The organism is Clostridioides sp. ZZV15-6597 (assembly GCF_020657815.1).
Lineage (GTDB): Bacteria > Bacillota > Clostridia > Peptostreptococcales > Peptostreptococcaceae > Clostridioides.
On the sequence record NZ_JAGWCT010000014.1, the window covers coordinates 42,181 to 62,371 of the forward strand.

At 28.2% G+C, this 20,191-nt stretch carries 16 protein-coding genes; 1 reads left to right on the top strand and 15 read right to left on the bottom strand.

From position 1 onward, the window contains the following. The first annotated feature begins 247 nt into the window (after positions 1-247). Positions 248-1,636: a cation:dicarboxylate symporter family transporter gene (locus tag KGF52_RS05455; protein WP_227839413.1), complete on the top strand. Its 1,389-nt coding sequence runs from the start codon at positions 248-250 to the stop codon at positions 1,634-1,636. Between the two features lie 59 nt (positions 1,637-1,695). Here the strand turns inward: KGF52_RS05455 and KGF52_RS05460 are convergent, their stop codons facing one another. The 15 genes from KGF52_RS05460 to KGF52_RS05530 form a co-directional block, all read right to left on the bottom strand. After that, the gene (locus KGF52_RS05460) at positions 1,696-2,904 is read right to left on the bottom strand and encodes an alginate O-acetyltransferase AlgX-related protein (protein WP_227839414.1); all 1,209 of its coding nucleotides are present in this window, start codon (positions 2,902-2,904) and stop codon (positions 1,696-1,698) included. Positions 2,905-2,919: 15 nt separating this feature from the next. Continuing rightward, positions 2,920-4,308: an MBOAT family O-acyltransferase gene (locus tag KGF52_RS05465; RefSeq protein WP_227839415.1), complete on the bottom strand. Its 1,389-nt coding sequence runs from the start codon at positions 4,306-4,308 to the stop codon at positions 2,920-2,922. 16 nt (positions 4,309-4,324) lie between these two features. Next, entirely contained in the window at positions 4,325-5,401 is a 1,077-nt protein-coding gene (locus tag KGF52_RS05470) for a hypothetical protein (protein ID WP_227839416.1), read from the bottom strand. Positions 5,402-5,411: 10 nt separating this feature from the next. Next, positions 5,412-7,715 (bottom strand): glycosyltransferase, encoded by a 2,304-nt coding sequence (locus tag KGF52_RS05475; protein WP_227839417.1) that lies wholly within the window; start codon positions 7,713-7,715, stop codon positions 5,412-5,414. Between the two features lie 4 nt (positions 7,716-7,719). Beyond that, the gene (locus KGF52_RS05480; RefSeq protein WP_227839418.1) at positions 7,720-8,691 is read right to left on the bottom strand and encodes a glycoside hydrolase family 5 protein; all 972 of its coding nucleotides are present in this window, start codon (positions 8,689-8,691) and stop codon (positions 7,720-7,722) included. Between the two features lie 260 nt (positions 8,692-8,951). After that, positions 8,952-10,700, bottom strand: a complete 1,749-nt coding sequence (locus tag KGF52_RS05485) for a DUF4091 domain-containing protein (RefSeq protein ID WP_227839419.1) — start codon at positions 10,698-10,700, stop codon at positions 8,952-8,954. A 55-nt stretch (positions 10,701-10,755) separates the two neighbouring features. Continuing rightward, the gene (locus tag KGF52_RS05490; RefSeq protein WP_227828137.1) at positions 10,756-11,565 is read right to left on the bottom strand and encodes a carbohydrate ABC transporter permease; all 810 of its coding nucleotides are present in this window, start codon (positions 11,563-11,565) and stop codon (positions 10,756-10,758) included. A 15-nt stretch (positions 11,566-11,580) separates the two neighbouring features. Further along, positions 11,581-12,498 carry a carbohydrate ABC transporter permease gene (locus KGF52_RS05495; protein WP_227839420.1) on the bottom strand — a complete coding sequence of 306 codons (918 nt, stop codon included), beginning with the start codon at positions 12,496-12,498 and terminating at the stop codon, positions 11,581-11,583. 98 nt (positions 12,499-12,596) lie between these two features. Continuing rightward, complete coding sequence (locus tag KGF52_RS05500; RefSeq protein WP_413927387.1) at positions 12,597-13,913, bottom strand: ABC transporter substrate-binding protein; 1,317 nt, start codon at positions 13,911-13,913, stop codon at positions 12,597-12,599. 264 nt (positions 13,914-14,177) lie between these two features. Next, positions 14,178-14,702 (bottom strand): hypothetical protein, encoded by a 525-nt coding sequence (locus KGF52_RS05505; protein WP_227828134.1) that lies wholly within the window; start codon positions 14,700-14,702, stop codon positions 14,178-14,180. 3 nt (positions 14,703-14,705) lie between these two features. Next, positions 14,706-15,203, bottom strand: a complete 498-nt coding sequence (gene coaD, locus KGF52_RS05510; protein WP_227432495.1) for a pantetheine-phosphate adenylyltransferase — start codon at positions 15,201-15,203, stop codon at positions 14,706-14,708. Between the two features lies 1 nt (position 15,204). Further along, positions 15,205-15,759: a 16S rRNA (guanine(966)-N(2))-methyltransferase RsmD gene (rsmD, locus tag KGF52_RS05515; protein ID WP_227839421.1), complete on the bottom strand. Its 555-nt coding sequence runs from the start codon at positions 15,757-15,759 to the stop codon at positions 15,205-15,207. Positions 15,760-15,817: 58 nt separating this feature from the next. Next, on the bottom strand, positions 15,818-17,875 hold the full coding sequence (gene recG / locus KGF52_RS05520; protein ID WP_227839422.1) for an ATP-dependent DNA helicase RecG: 2,058 nt from the start codon (positions 17,873-17,875) through the stop codon (positions 15,818-15,820). Positions 17,876-17,955: 80 nt separating this feature from the next. Beyond that, positions 17,956-19,599: a DAK2 domain-containing protein gene (locus KGF52_RS05525; protein WP_227839423.1), complete on the bottom strand. Its 1,644-nt coding sequence runs from the start codon at positions 19,597-19,599 to the stop codon at positions 17,956-17,958. Positions 19,600-19,617: 18 nt separating this feature from the next. Continuing rightward, positions 19,618-19,968: an Asp23/Gls24 family envelope stress response protein gene (locus KGF52_RS05530; RefSeq protein ID WP_227432491.1), complete on the bottom strand. Its 351-nt coding sequence runs from the start codon at positions 19,966-19,968 to the stop codon at positions 19,618-19,620. Positions 19,969-20,191 lie beyond the last annotated feature (223 nt).

Sequence of the window (20,191 nt, forward strand, 5' to 3'; positions counted from 1 at the left end):
TTAGTTATTTTTTTAACATTTTTTTATTTGAAATCAAATTTTATAAAAGTTATTCTTACATCTATTACCCTAATCCAAAGTCTTTAAACATATATTATACCCCATTTCCATCTATTTAATCACATTTTGATAAATTAAATCATTTTATTCTATCTCGGTAAATTGTGATATAATATTGACATTTTTTTAATATATTGATATCATTTAAACTTAGAAAAATTTATTTTTAGACAAAGGAGAAAAAATATTGGAAAGCTCATTCTTATCACAATTTCTTATGATTACAGATTTTAAAACGATTTTTTTCATAGTATTACTTATAGGTATATTTTTTATTGTTAGACAATTTGAAAAGAAAAAAATCAAATTTTCATTGAGAACAATATATGCTACAATAATTGGTCTTATATTAGGAATTATTATTCAAGCTTTTGCTGGTTTTCCTACTGATACAACTCAAATCACTTGGTTGCAAGAAGTAAGCAAATGGTATAGTTTATTTGGTTCTGGATTTATGGACTTATTAAAAATGTTAGTAATACCTTTGGTTTTCTTATCAATTATAAAAGTAATTATTAACATGAAAGATAATAATCTTGGAACTTTAACATTTAAATCTCTAGGAATGCTCCTTATTACTACAGCTATAGCAGCAATTGTTGGAATTGTTGTTGCAAACACAATGAAATTAGGAGTAGGAGCTGACTTATCTAGTTTAGGTGGAAATCAAGAGCTTAAGGAAATAAACTCTCTTGTAGATACTTTAAGAGGATTATTGCCATCAAACCCTGTAATGGCTATGGCAAATGGAAATATTGTAGCTACAATAATATTTGCTACATTTATAGGTACCTCAATAAAGAGATTAAGTAAAAAACATTTTGAAACTATAAAGCCATTTATAGATTTTACAGAAGCATCTTACAAAATAATTGTTAGTGTATCTATGACTGTTATCAAATTTATGCCTTATGCTGTAGTTGCACTACTTGCAAATACAATAACTTCACAAGGTATTAGTTCAATAATTTCTGTTTTATATTTTATATTAGCTCTTTATATATCAGTGGCAATATTATTTGTTATACATTTAATTTTTATAACTTTAAATGGTCTAAATCCTATTACTTATATAAAAAATTCAACTGAAGCTCTACTTCTAGCATTTACTTCACGTTCTAGTTTGGGAACATTGCCTGTTACGATAGAAAGTTTAGTACAAAATCACGGAGTTGATGAGGGTGTATCAAGCTTTACAGCAAGTTTAGGTGCAAATATGGGTATGAATGGTTGTGCTGGCATATATCCTGCTTTAATGGCTGTTACTCTTGCTAATATGGCTGGAGTAAATATGGATATCAGTTTTTATGTTATGCTGTTAATTGTTATAACAATTAGTTCACTTGGGATAGCAGGACTTCCAGGAACTGCTACAATAGCTGTTTCGGTTGTTATTTCTGGAGTAGGTCTTGGTTCTTATTTCCCACTAGTTGGTGGAATACTTGCAATAGACCCTATACTAGATATGGGACGTACAATGATAAATGTCAATGGAGCTATGGTATCTTCAATTACTGTAGGTAAATCACTTGGAAAAGTTGATAAAGAAGTATTCAATAAGAAAAATATTTCTTAAAAAGAATCATAAAAAATAAATGGCTGACATAGTACAAAGTTAGCCATTTATTTTTTATTTTATTTACAAAATGGAAAAAATTCTTTTGTAAGGTTTTGAGGATATACAGATATAAAAACAAAGTCATAATCTTGAGACTTTGCATATTCTAATATATCTCCATCATAATATCTAGGGTCTATCATATCCATAGTTGAACAAACAGAAGAAAAGAATGCTGCTGTTGGTACAATTAATGAGTCCTTAACAAATAACACTTTTAATCCTTCTGGATTTTCTATATTTTTAATTTTAACTAGTGGACGATTCCCCAATAAATATGTAAAATATTTATCTGATTGTCCATCCATTAAATTAAGGTCAGCATTAAAAGGGTATGATAATATCAAACTCTCTTCAAATCTTCCTTTTAATTCAAATTTTTGAGATTTAGAATCTGTATAGTATGTATAATTCGTCTTAAATTTAGGATAAATTAGTGTAAAATCATCTATCCCACCATATAAAACTCCTGTCTTTCTTCCCATAGAACCAAGAAATGACCTAGGATATACAATCGAATTATAGTTTTCTTTATCTCTATAATAATAATTTTCATCTAATTTCATATTATATTTTTTATTAAGCTGTTCAATTAATTCTCCAAATGCCCAAAACGAAGTCTCTACTTTCCAATGGTGGTCTGTTTTAAAGAATAAATCATCTTTTGAAATACCACTTTTTAAAATATTTTCTCTAAAATCTATATAGTCAACATTATCCTTTTTTATCTCATTTAAAAAATTATCTGCTGTCTCATTACTATAGGAATAAGGTATGCCTTTAGGAAACTGTGTCACTCCTTTTATATATTTATCTGGAGTCATTAAATAAACCAATTTAGTATTTTGTTTATCCATTTCCTTAGAGAACTTACTTACTCTATCTACCAATACATCAACTTGATTTGGAGATTTAGCAAAATATGTGTAATGCATTTTTCCAGAAGTATCTTTCACAACATTAAACTTTGAAAATTCATTTTTACCCATTAGTTTTTGTAAATATCCATAAGTTTCAATAAAAGTATTTTTATATATCACTTTGTCATTTACTGTATTATCAATAGACGATATAGTATCCTTTAAACTATTCTTATCATTAATTGAATTTTTTATTTCTTGTATCATATCTTTTCCAGAATAACAGATATTAGAGATAGAGAAGGTGAATAAAACAACTAAGAATATAATTGTAGTTATTAGCCTTACTTTAAAAAATCTATTCATACTTTTCCTCCTCAGCTAAAAATTAAAGTAAATAAATGGATTATAACTTCCAGTTACTAAATATGTCACAGAAATAAAGAACAATAAAATAGAACAAATTGGATAAAATAAATTAAATAATGTACTGTATTTAGCATGTTCAACAACAAATTTATTAACTTTCTTTGCAATAGGTACACTAAAAATAAATGCAAATATAAAGAAAATCAAGTATTCTTTCAAGAACATATATGTATAGTCACTCCATATAACTCCACTTGCACCAAACATAGCTTTAAAATAGTTATATGCTTCATTTAAATTTGGAGCTCTGAACAGTACCCATCCAAAGTTTACTACTAGTAAAGTATAGATATGTTTTATGAGATTATGATTTTCAATCTTTTCAAACATTATAAATCTCTCTATAATTAAAAAAACAAAATTCAAAATCCCCCAAATCACAAATGTCCATTCTGCACCATGCCATATTCCAGTAAATAACCATACTATAAACATATTTCTAATCATAATGTCTTTATTTAAAACTCTAGAACCACCAAGTGGAAAGTATATATAACTCTTAAACCACATTCCTAAAGAAATATGCCATCTTCTCCAAAACTCGGAAATTGATTTTGAAATATATGGATAATTAAAGTTTTCTTCAAATTTAAAACCAAACATAAGACCTAAACCTATGGCCATATCCGAATACGCAGAAAAGTCAAAAAATATTTGTAAAGTATAAGCTATTGAACCTTGACTATTCATAGTGTAAATATAATCTGCTACTATTGCCATATTATTAGAAATTAATACTTTTTTACCTAAACCAGTTATAAACCTACAGGTTCCAATAGAAAATTTATTCCATGTTTCTTTTCTGTTATGAATTTGTTCTGCAACACTTTCATATCTAACTATAGGTCCTGCTATTAATTGTGGGAAAAAAGCTATATATAATCCTACATAAAAAGGGTTCTTTTGAACTTCTCCATGTCTACGATAAACATCTATAACATAAGACATTCCTTGGAAGGTAAAAAATGAAATACCTATAGGTAAAACAATACTTGGAATGGCAAGTTCTGTATTAATAAGTGAACTAATATTTCTTAGTGCAAAAGCTAGATATTTAAATATAAATAGAACACCTATATTATATATACACATCAAAATCAAAATAAGCCTTACTTTACCTTTACTTTTTCTGTATCTATCTACTAGTAAACCAAATATATAGTTCATTATTATCGAAGCTATCATAATAACAACAAATTTCGGTTCTCCCCATGCATAAAAAAATAAACTAACAATAAGTAATATCATATTTTGGATTGTCCGATTAAATCTAAATAAATAATATAATACCAGAGTTGTTGGCAAAAAATAAAATAAAAAAATCAAACTTGAAAATAACATGCTATACCTCCTCTCTTTACTCAGTTTTTGAGTATTTTTTCCAATATAAGTATATACCTAAACATATTACTACTAAGGATATAAATAAAATGCGAATAAAATTTAAACTGTTATTTATAAAATTTACTGTTTTCATATTTTGTACTGTTGGTGATTGTTTAGGAGCTACTAAAGTATATGGAACACCATCTTTATCTTTTTGATTAATACTCCAAGACTGAGTCAATGCTATCTTCTTTCCAACTTTAAATTTGTCATCAACATTAACTTGTAAAATAATTTCTCCAGGTTGTACTTCATTATTTAATGTTAATTTACCTTCTTGAGATATATTTACATTGTTTTGTTTTTCTACAAATGAGTACTTAATTTTTGAACTATTTTCTAGTCCTGACACTTTATATTGACTTATACTTTGACCCAATACAGGTATTTGTACTTCTTCATCACCAATTATTTTAATATTATGCAAGGATTCAAGTTGCTCCTCTAAAAGTAAAGATACTTTTCTTATTGTAATAACATTATGTTCTTCATTAGATGGAATAAATGTAATTCCCCACCCATTAATATCTGATAGCACATTTGAATCTAACACGACATTATTTTTATCATTTATAAAACTGCTAAAATTTACATAAATTTTTCCCTCAAACTCACCTGGTATATCTATGCATCCATCTTTTATTTTATCTGAATATATTATATTTTGATTTTCAATAAATATTTCGCTACCTTCTTTTAACTTAAAGTCAAGCATATCCTTACTTTGTATATTTAAATTAATTCGCTGAGAACTTTTATTTTTATTTTGAATCTCAATATAAAAATTATGGAATCCATTCCAGTCCTCTTTTATATTTTTATAAATATATAGATAACGTTCTTTATTATTTTTAGAACTCTCTGTCTCTATTTTTATGCTCATATTTTCATGTATAATGTTAGCACTTAAATTACTTTCCACCTTTTTAAAAGATAAATCTAAATTTTTATTACTTATTGCTGAACTTATAAAAATACTGTTTATAAAAAAAATAAACACTAAAATAAAATATTTTAAATAACACAAAAACACTTTTAAAATTTTCATTTTATCTCTCCTAAATATATTTCATGGGCTCAAACTCATCTGTGCATTCGTCTTTCTTTTCATTAGGTTTTGAAATTATAATTGTTTTATGTTGTAATATCCACTCCATCATTTCCTCTCTTAAAAATAAATTTTGCATTATACTATCAATATTATTTACCTTGTATAGAACACCTCTCACATCAGCTTTACCTTCACATAAATCACATTCAAGTATAATATCTTCATTAAGTTCTATTTCTATTTTTTGAGGATAAATATTTTTATTTTCAAAACTTAGTAATACATACTGATAATTAAAATTTACCAGTTTTACCTTACCTATATTTTCTATAGTGCGTTCAAAATCTGTATTAATTCTTGGACTTCTTCGCGATAAAGTTTTGGATTTTTCAATACGTTTTTTTACATTAATTTGCAAGTCATCAAAAAAACCTAATTGATTAGATATTGTCATTGGCAAAGTAGGTATCCTATCATGAACAATACACATCCAATTATCAAATTGATTATCTTCAATGTGTGTAATGTAACATGCATACTTCCATTTCGAGTTTATTTCCACAACATTAACTATTTTTGCCTTCATACTAGCTATATATATTTCATTTCCTGATTTTTCTCTAAACTCTATCTCAAATTCTTCTGGAGAAATATACTCTGGATTTTCCAACAAAAATGCAAATCCATTTTCTGATATATCAATCGTTTTTGAAGAAAGAATGTACGAATTTTGCTTTAGTTTAAAATCAATTTCAGCAACATAACGCTCAGATTTTCTCAATTGCTGTCTTCCTGATATAAACAACATTGCCATAATAAGGTTAAAAAGATTTCCAATTAACCAAAACAGTACAACTGAGTATGTCATTGAATTCATTTTAAATATTGATATAAACATCTTTAAGATTCCTATTATAGATAACACTATGTAGATAAAATATGGTACTCCCTGCAAGACCTTATATATTCTTTTTTCTTCTGCTTTATTTTTATTAGTCACTGAAAACTTATTCTTAGATATTGCAAATGTTTCAAGTATTACTGCTGGCATTAAAGACTGAAACATTATAGTTTCATATATGTTAGTCCATCTTGTATTTCTTATATTTTGAGAAAATATTTTAAGAGATAGACTACTTAAAATATACATAGGCAACCAAAATATCAATACTTGAAGTAATGTGCATTTTACAACAATTACATTAAAGACTGAAAATAAAATGGGAGCCATTATATAAGTAAAGCGCTTTATACTTGCATACCAATAAGTAATTGAAGAAATATAACTTATTTTCTGCCAAAATCCTAAACCTTTTCTAAACAAAATATTTAATCGTCTGCCCGTCTGTATACATCCACGTGCCCATCTTTCACGTTGTTTAATAAGACTTTTTAAATCTGTTGGAGACAATCCTGATGCATGTACCTCTGGAATAGCATAGCATCTATATCCTTTACTTTGGATTAAAATCCCTGTTGCAAAATCTTCTGTGATAGAAAAAGTATAAAATCCTCCAACTTCGTTTAAAGCTTCTCTTGAAATAACTGTATTACTACCACCATAAATTACAGAATTGGTTTTATTTCTAGCTAACTGAATATCTCTATAAAAATAATCTTGTTCATTTGGTATTCTACCTTCAGAGTGTAAATTAAATTGAAATAAATCTGGATTATAGAAACTTTGTGGTGTTTGCACAAAACCAATCTTTTCGTATTGTTCTTTTTCTCCATCTTTTTTAGCTTGCTCATTTTTTAAAAAGTATGGTACTGTATCAATTAAAAAATCATGCATAGGTATCATATCTGCGTCAAACGTAGCAATTAAAGGAGAGTTTGTCTGTTGCATTGCATTATTTAGGTTTCCAGCTTTAGCTCCTTCTCTTTCTGTTCGAGTTATATAATTGACACCCATTTTTTCTGACAGAAGACGCATTTCCTCACGATTACCATCATCACATATGTATATATGCACCTTTTTCTTATCAGGATATTGCATATGAAGACATCCATTTATTGTTTTTCTCACCAAATCAACAGACTCATTATATGTTGCAATAAATACATCTATATGCGGATAAAGTTCTTCACTTATAATTGGCTTTTCAGGATACTCAATATTAGACATTCCATAATAATGTACAAACATTTCCATCATTCCTATTAGCTCCACTGAAAGTAGTATTATCGCACAAATTAATGCAAACGCCCCTTCTTCTTTGGGTATTGTATAAAAAATTCTCCACAATATATATATAATATTAGTAATAATAGTTAAGGTTATAAGTACCTTTTTTGAATTTTTCTTCACCAAATCACCTCTTTCCTATTAGTGCATTCAATATATCTTCATCCCAAGTACCTTCAACTTGATTATATATTCCAAATCCAGAAGCAAGTTCCCAATAAGCCCATGAAAAATTTCGTTTTTCAGCCTCTTCTCTTACTGCTTTTATCCAAGCTACTCTTGAAGCTTCTGGTGCCTCTTTTGTTATTCCAAACTCTCCCAAGAAAACTTTTACATTATTTTTATTAGCCCACTTCTCTACTGTATCAAATCTTTTCTTTAGATACTCAAGTTGTTCATTTGTTCCTTCCCAAGTAATATTACTTAAGTGCTCAAACCCTTTATGATAAATATTTCCTTGGAATGCAAAATCATTTGGTTCATAATAGTGAAATGAAACTACTATATTAGAATTTTTAGGAATATTCAAATCCTTTAAATAGTCAATTTGATAGTAATTATATGGACCTACTATAATTGTCCTTTTAGGGTTAGTTTTTCTAATTATATTTATAGCTTCTTCAAAGTATTCATTTAGTAACTGTGAAGACAAACTTTCTTTAGGTTCATTTAATAATTCAAATACCAAGTTTTTATCATAGTTTTTATACCTACTAGCTATTTGCTGCCATATTTTTAAAAATTTTTCTTTATTAGTTTGTGGTTCTTGCATAATTTCTTCAAAGTGATGTAAATCTAGCACAACTACTAAATCTTTATCCAATGCATACTTTATATGCCCATCAATCTTTTTGAAGAATTCTTCATCAATTTTATAATCATTAGAATCTGAGGTGTAATCAGAAAATCTTACTGGTATACGAACTGTATCAAAACCTGCCTTTTTTATATCATCAAAATATTTATTTGACATTTTAACATCCCAAGGAAAATCTTTTGGTGATTCCAATGAATTTCCTATATTTATTCCTCGTTGCATTGTAACTGTATCACTATTTCCCCTTATTACAAAACAAACGCCAACAAAAACTATACTCAAAAAGGCTGCTATACTAATACCTATTCTTTTTATGTTCCTCTCCCCCTAACTTATTTTTTGTATAATATTACTTTACTAAGTTTAGTCTATCTATAGAAGCTTTAATATCATTAGTACCCTATTATAACAAATTAAATTATATCATGATATCTTTAATTATACTTCTTTATAAATTTTATTTTAAATATACTTTAAAAAAATATAAGGCAGTATATCTTAAAATAATTTTGATTATTTCTTGATATAATGCCTTATATTTTTTATAATTTATCTAACAAATCTAAAACTTGTTTTTTTATCTTATCATATCCACAATTATCTAGTGAATATCCAAGCTCTATATTTCCAAAACCTTTAATTTCAGCATTTTCTTTTTTATTTAACAAAGTTTGCATAAGCTCAACTTCTATATATTCTCTTCCCTTTTCTTTTTCTAACATGGTGAATAACTCAAAATCTTGTATGCCAAATCTTAAGTTTTCCATTCTAACACTTCTAACAGGCTTTAAGTCTTTTCCAGGATAAACAAAGAACATATCTCCAGCTTTCCAAATAGGGAATTTATAACTTGCGTCTTTCCAAGGGTCTTCTGTCCATAAATTATAATCCCATCTTAAAAATCCATCAAGACCAAAATAATAAGTATACCACCCTATTATTCTATTTTCTACAAAAGGAGAACTTATAAAACTATTTGGTTTTTCTGGGAAACAACAAACAAACCAAGTCAATATTCCGCCTTTATCATGCATTTTTTTCTTTAGATTTTCTATATCTTTATAATTTTGAATAGTAAGTTTTAAATTTATTGACATGTCATCAACTTCATCTTTAGCTCTATCTAAAAAGTTTTGGTCATGAGTTGCTGATTTATATTTAACTTGATGAGTACTTACAGTAGAGTTTATAAATTCGATACACTCTTTTACGACCTCTGGATTATTTGGTTCATCAGCTATAATTCTGACGCTATCCCATAGACCACATTCTATTAAATGATTTAATACTAATCCTATATACGCTTTTAAATCATCTGTATTATTTATAAATTTAAACACTTTGTCTTTTTCATCAAAGTATCTTACTCTTATAGGGTCTTTGTAGCCCTCTATCGGGTTTCCAAACTCTCCAGCACACCAATTACCCAACAGACCAAATAAATCTATCTCCTGAGCCATTTTGTACTTACTAGCTATACTTATATATTTGTCCATGCTTTCAAAATTACACTTGATATTTCCATCTAAATCTTTTGATACACCCACCATATTGTATTCGTATAAGTTTGATGGATTTTTATAAACTTTATAACAACTTTGACCTGCCCATGGATAATCTGAAACTATAATTGTTGCAACTTTTTCTCCTAAAGATGCTAGTTCTTTGAGATAATTATCTATTATCTCAAAATGTATATCAGACCACAATTCAACTTTATACATTCTAGCTAGACAACTTGGATGTTGCCATAAATCTAAAAAGAATTTACTTTCGTCTAAAGGCTTTAACACAACATTTTTTACTTCTATTGGCACATCAACTGTACAAATTTTTTCTTCATCTTCATATCCAAAGCTTTTAAATATATCAATACTTATATTAAAGTTATTTCCTAAAAAAGCCTCAGGTACTTGCCCTTCAATCCAAAACGTTTGAGGCAAATATTGTTCTACTAGCACATCTTTATCTCTCAAAATAGCATCATTTACAAATGCTTTTGTATCATCTTGAACATACCCTAATATATTTATACTAAAATTGTTTTCTAATCCATCAGACACATTTAGTCCTAATCTTACTCTATTTCCCAAGCCTTTCCATGATATAGCACTACTACCATCAATTGTGCAATTAAATTCTTCTGTAGCTTTCAACATAATTTGAAAGGCAAATTTTTCACCTCTAGCTACTACAATATTTAAATCCTTATGTTCCCAAGTTTCAGCTTCTATAACTGAGTATTTATTGTGTTTAAATGTGCAATCTTTCAATACATATGAAATTTCCATGTTTTAATTTCCTCCGCATCTATAAGTTTTATTTTGTATTTTTAAAATAGACTATTTAACCTTTTATACCAGATAAAGATACACCTTCAACAAATTTACTTTGTAAAATTAAATAGAAAATAAATGGAGGTAAAAATGTTATTGTTGCTCCTGCCATCATTTGTCCATAATTCGTTATCTGGAATGTCTTAAGAGTGGATAGCCCTACTGTTAATGTCCTCATTGCATCTTTAGTTGTTGCTATAAGAGGCCACATAAACTCATTCCATGCTCCCATAAAAGTAAATATAGCTAGTGTAATTAATGCTGGTTTGATTAGAGGTAACACTATTTGTACTAAAATTCTAAGGTCTGAACAACCATCTATTTTTGCTGATTCTAAGAGTTCTTTTGGTACTCCTAAAATAGCTTGTCTCATTATAAATACACCAAATGCAGTTGGTATTGGCATAATAAGAGCCAAATAGCTATTTATCCATCCTAAGTGTTTCATTATTATATAAAGTGGTATCATTGTAACTTGAGATGGTATAATTAAAGTCATTATCATAAATAAAAATAACTTATCACTACCTTTAAAATCCATCTTCGCAAAAGAATACCCTGCTAATGTACTAAATACTAAGTTTAACAGTACTCCTGAAAAAGATACTATAGTTGTGTTTAAAAAATATTGCATAAATCCTTTTTTAGTAAATATATCTATATAGTTTTGAAGTGTTACTGTTGAAAAAGATATATCCAAATTGTACGAATTATATGTTACCTTTAATGATATTATCAACATATATATAAATGGTACTAAGCTTGCACATGCTATAAATAACAGCAACCCATCACTCAATAATCTCTTTGTTGTTTTCATATTATACCTACCTTTCTAAAAATCTGAACTGTCTCGTTTTACAAGCTTATTTTGTAAAATTGAAACTACTGCTATCAACAAAAATAATACATTTGCTACAGTCATTGCATATCCAGAATTGAAATTTTTAAAGTTTAAGTTAAATGCGTGCATAACTATACTCATAGTAGATATACCTGGACCTCCACCTGTCACAGTATAAACCAAGTCAAACACTTGTAACGACCATATTGTTCCTAAAAACACAACCATTATTGTAGTTGGCTTTAGTAAGGGAACTGTTATTTTCATAAATTCTTGAAGTTTTGTAGCTCCATCAACCTTTGCCACCTCATAACAATGTTTTGGTAAATTCATTATAGCTGAAATATAAATTACCATAAAATATCCTATGTTTTTCCACATAGATATAAACATAAGTGTAGGAAGAGCTGTCTTACTATCACCCAAAAGTTTAGATGATTCTATTCCAAAAGCACCTAATAATTGATATATAATTGAACCTTCTCCATTTAATAAAGCTCTCCATACCATACCAATCAAAACCATAGATGATAATACAGGTATAAATATAGCTCCTTTAGCAAATGAAGCTATTTTACTATTTCCTTTTCCTGTAATCCAAACTGCCAAAATCAATGATAAAATAGTCTGGCAAGGTACTACTACAACAGCAAATTTAATTGTATTTATAATAGATACTTTTAATGTTTCATCTGTGAATAATTTTTTATAATTTTCTAAACCTATAAATGTTGCTGGACTAATAATATTGTACTTTGTAAAACTAAAGTATATTGACATTATTATTGGTAATACATAAAATGCCACTAAAATTATGCCCAATGGTAATATGTATATATATGGTTTAATATTTAGTTTTAATTTTTTTCTTGTTGAATTTTCTTCAAACTCTCTAACTAAGTTATTCATTTTTATCCTCTCCAATATAAATATTAGCATTGTACTTATAAATACAATGCTAATTTTAATCTGTAAAGTATTTTATAACATCTTACAGCCTTAAACTTTTATTGTGCTAATAAATCATTTGAATATTTTGCAGCATCATCTAATGCTTGTTTTGGAGTTTTATCTCCTGAAATCATAGTTTGAAGTTCTTTCCATAAATATTCATATATTTCAACACCATGTGGTCCTACTACTAATGGTCTATATACATCCTTATCATTTTCAACCATTTCTTTAAATCTTTCATCACCTTGATATGGTTCACCTTTTGTTATTGGTGCTCTTGGTATTGCTTTATGGAATTCTGTCATTGATTCAACACTTAACATATATTGTATTAATTTATATGCAAGTTTTTTATCTTTTGCTGATGACATTAAAGATAAATGGTCTACTGCTCCAAAAGTTGCAACTTTCTTATCTTCTAAACCAGTTACAAATCCCCAATTTAAATCTGGGAATGACTTATCAAATACACTTGTTGCAGCAGAAGACAACATTATAGTAAATGCTGCTTTTCCTGGTCCAAATACACTTTCTATCATTTCATTACTATCTTTAGATAAAGAATCTTCAGGTACATATGCTTGTAATTCTTTTAAGAAATTAGCCGCGTCTAAACCACTCTTATCATTAAATTTAACTGATTTTAAATCGTCATTAAATATGTCTCCACCAGCTTGCCATAAATATGGATACCAGTTCCAGTTCATGTTACCAAAAGTTTTAGCTCCCCATCCTTGAGCTAATCCCCATTGGTCTACTTTTCCATCGCCATCAGTATCCTTTGTTGCTTTTTGGCAGATTCTTTTAAAGTCTTCCCATGTTTTAGGAGGTTTTTCTCCTATCTTATCTAGAATATCTTTGTTATAGTATAATACACCTGGATTTGCTGCTTGGAATGGCATTCCATACATTCCACCCATCATTTCAGATGTTTTTATGTAAATAGATTGTTCTTTATCTTCTTTAGTTGCATAGTTAGTTAAATCTTCTACTGCTCCACTTTGTATAAACTGAGGATACATTTCTGCATACATATACCCAACATCAGGGCCTTCATCAGCACTTATGGCTGTTGCAAATTTTTCTGAATAATTTTCCCAAGGAATTATCTGTAAATCTACTTCACAGTTATTTTTTTCCTCAAATTTATCTAAAATAGGGTCCCAAACTTCCTTCATATTATCTTCTACTGGTGGCATCCAAAGAACTAGCTTTTCTTTTTCTCCATCCTTTTTTGCATCTTTTCCACTACCACTTGAACACCCTGTTATAAGTGTTGTAGTTATAATTGCCACCATAGCTAGTGAACACAATTTTTTCAACATACTCACTTTCATTCCCTCCATCTTGTTTGGTTTTTCTTTTTTCATTGTAATTCTACATAATTTTACTCCATTTAAAATATTATCAAAGCATGTATTTCTTGTCTAATCAGTTTTTTCTATATGTTTTTTTTTATTATAGTTTTTTTCTATAGCAACGTTGCTATTTTTATTTTTTATAGTAATCAATATAGTTAAGATAAACTAGAATTTTTTAGTGAAATTTTTGATTTTAAAATCTCTTTTATTAAATTGCTCCATAAAAAACAGACCATATAATTATATGGTCTGTTTTTATCTACTTAAAAAAATTTATTTTTTAGGTCTAAGTTCAGCTTTATCTCTTTTTATTTCTTCTAATATTTCTTTTAAATTATACTCAACACTAGAAAGTACATCTTCTGCATATTCAATTGAACCAATTCTTATCTCATTGGCTATTCTTTCAGCTCTGTCAACTATATCCTTAGCTCTTTGGTCTGCTTGAACAACAGGTTCGCTTGACTCTACATATGCTTTTACTACATCTTCAGAATTTTTCTTTAATTCTTCTATATTTTCCTGATATTCTTGTTGTATTCTTTCAGCTTCTTTTTGTGCTTGTTCAACTATGTTTGTAGCATCTTGTTTAGCTTGGCTTATTATTTTATTTCTTTCTTTATTTATCCAAACTGCCTGTGTTACTTCTTCTGGTATTAAAGTTCTTATATCATTAACTATTGCTAAAACTTCATCCTTATCTACAGTACATTTATGTGAAAAAGGAATTGTAGAAGCACTTCTAATTATCTCCTCTAATTGATCAAATAGTTCAATCATTTCTAAATCTATCTTCATATATCAATTACCCCCAGTAGTTTTTTTCTTTAATTCTTCCAAAACAATTTTTGGAACCAAATTTTTTATATCAGCATCAAAGAGCAAAACCTCTTTTATTAAAGATGAACTTATAAATGAATATTTTGTACAACTTGGTAAAATTATAGTCTCTATATCTGGATTAAGCTCTCTATTCATATGAGCCATTTGAAGCTCATAATCAACATCAGCACCACTTCTTACACCTCTAACTAATGCTCCAATTCCATTTTCTTGACAGTAACTTATTAATAGCCCATCAAAAGTTACAACTTTTATATTCTCTAGATGGCTTGTACTTTTTTTTATAAGTTCTACTCTTTCATCAAAGCTAAATAGACCTTTTTTATTAGGATTATTTAGGACTCCTATTTGTAATTCGTCAAATAACTTCGAAGCCCTGCAAATAATATCTAAATGTCCATTAGTAATTGGGTCAAAGCTTCCTGCAAATATAGCTTTTCTAGGTTTGTTTTCCATTTTATGCCTCCACCTTATAAAAAGTTAATGTAGTATTTCCATATTTTTTATCTTTAGTTTTTTGTAACTTACATATTTTATCTGGAAATAAATCATTAGTATCATGCTCTACAACTATTATTCCATCTCCATTCAATAAATTGGAATTATCAATTTTTTCAATAGCTTCTATAAACATATTTTTATAATATGGAGGGTCCATAAAAATTATGTCAAATTTACTATTTTGTAACTTAAGCTTATCTATAGCAGTTTTAAAATCAAGGTTTAAAATAAAACTCTCATTTTCAACCCTTGCTTTTTTTATATTAGATTTAACAATTTCTATGCTTTCTTTACTAATATCTACAAAAGTACATGCTTTTGCACCTCTGGACAAACATTCTATCCCTAAAGAACCAGTTCCAGCAAACAAATCTAGAACTTCACTTTCCATTATATATGAATTTATTATATTAAATAAAGATTCTTTTACTCTGTCTGTTGTTGGCCTTACATCTTCATTTTTTGGAGTATTTAATTTTAATCCTCTTGCTTTTCCTGAAATTACTCTCAATATGACAATCTCCCTTCAGCACATTCTTACATCAATAATATTTTAACATAAATTAAAATTAATTTAATGAAATTTCTTCCAATGTATCTTTAAATTTATCTATAATTTCATTTTTAAGTGGAATATTCTCTTTCAATTGTAGATTATTATCTTCACCTAATATATATCGTGCTTCCTGCTGTGCTAACTTTAATATTTTTATATGCTTAAACAAATTTGCTACCTTTAATTCTGGAAGTCCATGTTGTCTAGTCCCAAAAAACTCTCCAGGTCCTCTTATTTCTAAATCCTTTTCTGAAATTCTAAATCCATCATTTGTTTCTTCCATTATAGACATTCTCTGCCTGCATACATCTGTTTTAGAGTCATAAATTAGTACACAATATGACTTATGGCTTCCTCTCCCAACTCTACCTCGAAGCTGATGTAATTGTGCAAGGCCAAACCTTTCAGCATTCTCTATTATCATTAGAGTTGCATTTGGCACATTGACACCAACTTCTATAACTGTTGTTGAAACCAGAATATCTATTTCTTTATTCTTAAAGTTACTCATTACTTCATCTTTTTCACTTGATTTCATTTTCCCATGAAGAAGTCCAAGTCTTAAATCTGAGAAGTATTCAGCTCTTAATTCCTCTACTAATTCAACAGCTGACTTAGCTTCTATTGCTTCACTTTCTTCCACTAATGGACATACAATATATACTTGCCTTCCCGATTCAACTTCTCTTCTTACTAGGTTATTATAAGCTCTATCTCTCTTGCTCTTTTCAATAGCAAGTGTTTCTATTGGCTGTCTCCCTGGTGGGAGTTCATCTATAATAGAAATATCTAAATCTCCATAAAGTATAAGTGCTAATGTTCTTGGTATTGGTGTTGCTGTCATTACTAGTATATCTGGATTTATTCCTTTTAATGAAAGTCTACTTCTTTGCATAACTCCAAATCTATGCTGCTCATCTGTTATAACTAGACCAATATTATTAAATTCAACTTTATCTTCAATTAGTGCATGTGTTCCTATCAATATATCAATTTCATTACTTTTAATTTGTTCTAATACCATATCTTTTTGTTTTTTTGTAAGGCTACCGATTAATAAGCCGACATTTATGTCAAAATCTTTTAAGGTTTCAGTAAGTGAAATATAATGCTGTCCTGCTAATATCTCTGTAGGTGCCATCAAAGCTCCTTGATAACCATTTAAGACACAATTTGCAAGTGCTAAGAGAGCAACTACTGTTTTCCCACTACCTACATCACCTTGAACCAATCTATTCATTATTTTGTCAGAATTCATATCATTTATAATTTCATCTAATGCTCTATTCTGAGCTTTAGTTAATTTAAATGGTAAAGAACTTATTATATTTTTTAAACTTTCACTTGTTGTAAATTTTATTCCATTTTCTTTATTTCTTCCACTTTTAAATACAAACAGTCCCAACTGTAATATAAGTAATTCTTCAAATACAATTCTATATAAAGCTATTTTTAACGATTCCTTATTGCTTGGTGAATGAATATTTCTAACTGCAAAATCTATGTTACATAATCTATATTTTTCTATAATTCTTTGTGGCATGTATTCTTGTATAATTAATTCCTTATCTTCAAGTACAGTCTTAATTATACTCATAATCTCTTTATTTGTAACACCATATGTAAGTTGATACACAGGCATAAATCTACATGTATTTTTAGGTGAATTAGTAAGATATTCTAATTCACATGATGTAAGTTCTAAGTTATTAAATCTTTTCTTAACTTTTCCAAAAACTAATATTGAATCTCCAGGTCTAAATGTATTTTTTATATAAGTTTTATTAAAAAATACTAATTTAGCTGAACCAGTTTCATCTTTTACATCAATCTTTGTTAAAGTCATTCCTTCTTTTGGACTAAATGTATTTATATTTGATATTACTGCTTTTATTGTAGCTTTTTCATCATTCTCCAACTGTGCTATTTTCTTAAGATTGTTTCTATCTTCAAATTGCCTTGGAAAATAATACAATAAGTCCTTTAATGTGAATATACCCAGCTTATTTAGCTTACAGGCTTTTTTAGGGCCTATTCCTTTAACATATTGAACATCTTTATATAAATCCAACAAATATATCACCTACTACACAAAAATCCTGTACAACCAACTTTATAAAAGCTACATGGTCATACAGGTTCTTATAATCATTATTCAACTGAAATTAAGTAATAATAAAGAGGTTGTCCTCCATAATATAATTCCACATCTACATCTTCAAATTTTTCTTCTAAAGAAGTACGAAGTTCATTTGCCTGAGATTCTGTAACATCTTCACCAAAGAATAAAGTTATTATAGCAGTATCCTCATCAACCAATTTTTCAATAAGATTTGATGTTACTTCATCTACATAATCCCCTGCTGATAATAATTTACCTTCTGCAATTCCAATTATATTACCTTCTTTAACATCAATTTCATTCATTACTGTATCCCTAACAGCAAAAGTTACTTGACCTGATTTAACTGAATTTAAAGCATTCATCATAGCTTCTTCATTTTTATCTTCACTTAATTCTCCATTAAATGTTACTAATGCAGCAAATCCTTGAGGTGTGTTTTTTGTAGGTATAACTATTATATTTTTATCACTCAATTCTTTAGCTTGGTTAGCAGCCATTATTATATTGCTGTTATTTGGGAAAATAAATATATTTTTAGCATTTATATCCCTTATGGCATTCATAAAGTCTTCAGTACTTGGATTCATAGTTTGACCACCTTCTATTATATGGTCAACACCAAAATCTTTAAATATATTTGCTAATCCTTCACCCATAGAAGTCGCTATGAATCCAAATTCTCTTTCTTCTTCTAAAGGCTCACTATCATTTTCTTTTTTTTCTTCTACTTCCAATATTGTATTTTCATGTTGTAACTTCATATTTTCTATTTTTATAGTTAATAATTGACCATACTTTAGAGCTTCTTGAAGCACGTTTCCTGGGTCATTAGTGTGTACATGTACCTTTATGACTCCATCATCTCCAACTACTGCTAGACTATCACCATAAGCCATCATTATATCTCGTATTTTCGTATCTTCTACTTTAGAACTTTCTAGTATAAATTCTGTACAATAACAGTATTTTATATCATCTGTGCTAGTGCTATTCTTTGGGAAGTCTATATTTGTTGCAACATTAGTGTCTAGGCTAACACTTTTTATTTCTATATTGTTACCCTTTATAGAAGCTAACATACCTTCATATATAAGTACAAGCCCTTTTCCTCCAGAATCAACTACACCAGCATCCTTTAGATTTTTTAGGAGGTCTGGAGTTCTTTCTAGTGAAGCGTTTGACTCCTTTACAAGCATACTTAAAAACTTTACTACATCTTTTTCTTTTTTAGCAGCTTTTACTGCAAACTCTCCGCTCTCTCTAACTACAGTAAGTATAGTTCCTTCAATTGGTTTTATTACAGCTTTATAAGCTGTATCAGCACCATTTTTAAAAGCTTTTGCTAAATCATCTGTCGATAATTTACTTTTTCCCTCTATAGACTTAGCTATACCTCTAATTATTTGTGAAAGTATAACTCCTGAGTTTCCTCTCGCACCCATTAAAGAGCCTTTAGATAATGCTTTTCCGATGTCTGATATATTATCATTGTCTACTTTCGCTAACTCTTTTAAGGCATAAGATATAGTTAAGGACATATTGGTCCCTGTATCTCCATCTGGTACAGGGAATACATTTAATTTGTCAACTAAATCTTTATTGTTTTGGAGATTGTTTGCACCTGAAATGAACATCTCTCTTAACCTTTTACCATCTATATACTGAATCATTTCTTTCCTCCTATAAAATTACTTAACTCTTATTCCTTGTACATTAATATCAATTTTAGTGACTCTTACGCCAGTCATCTTTTCAACTACATATTTAACTCTATCTATTATGTTATTTGCAACTGTAGATATATTTGTACCATATTGTATTATAACATAAAGTTCTATTGCTATGGCATCTTCTTCTACTTCTTCTACTCTAACACCTTTAGTAGCATTTTCACCTTTTAATAATTCTACTATTCCTTTAGATTTAGATGCTAAACCTACTAGACCATAACTTTCCATTGCAGCTCTATATGTGACTTGAGCTATTACTTGATTATCTATTTCTATACTTCCATATTGATTCATTACCTTTGCACTCATGGTTGACCCCCTTAAGTTTATTTTTATTAAAAATGGTTCTTAATTTATTTTTTACTATTTTTACTTATTTATTATATAAAATTATAATCATATCATACTATAAATATGGTATAATTTAAACCTAGAAAAGTTTTTGGATAAAATTTCTTGTATTGTCTATATATTTAAAGAAAAATAATAATTATTTTTCAAATATATTTACTTTATATAAAATTATATATAT